Source organism: Escherichia sp. AM3 (assembly GCF_032029835.1).
Lineage (GTDB): Bacteria > Pseudomonadota > Gammaproteobacteria > Enterobacterales > Enterobacteriaceae > Escherichia > Escherichia coli.
On record NZ_JAVUPQ010000948.1, the window covers coordinates 1 to 275 of the forward strand.

Consider the following 275-nt stretch of genomic DNA (forward strand, 5'->3'; position numbering starts at 1 on the left):
CGGTGGATGCGCTGAACGTGGGGTACCTGGCGTTCAACACGGAGAAAAAACCGTTTGATAACGTGCTGGTGCGCCAGGCTCTGAATTACGCAACGGACAAAAAGGCCATTGTTAACGCGGTCTTTATGGGGTCTGGTACGGTCGCTAAATCGCCGATCCCGCCGAACATGCTCGGCTTTAACAAAGACCTGAAGGATTACGGCTACGATCCGGAAAAAGCGAAAGCGCTGCTGAAGCAGGCGGGTCTGGATAAGGGCGCGGAAGTGACCCTCTGG

1 protein-coding gene is annotated in these 275 nt (G+C 55.3%); it reads left to right on the forward strand.

Features of this window, described 5'->3' with window-relative positions; genetic code table 11:
- The coding region (locus tag RTW80_RS29185) for an ABC transporter substrate-binding protein (RefSeq protein ID WP_312721613.1) at window positions 1-275 on the forward strand (275 nt) is incomplete at both ends.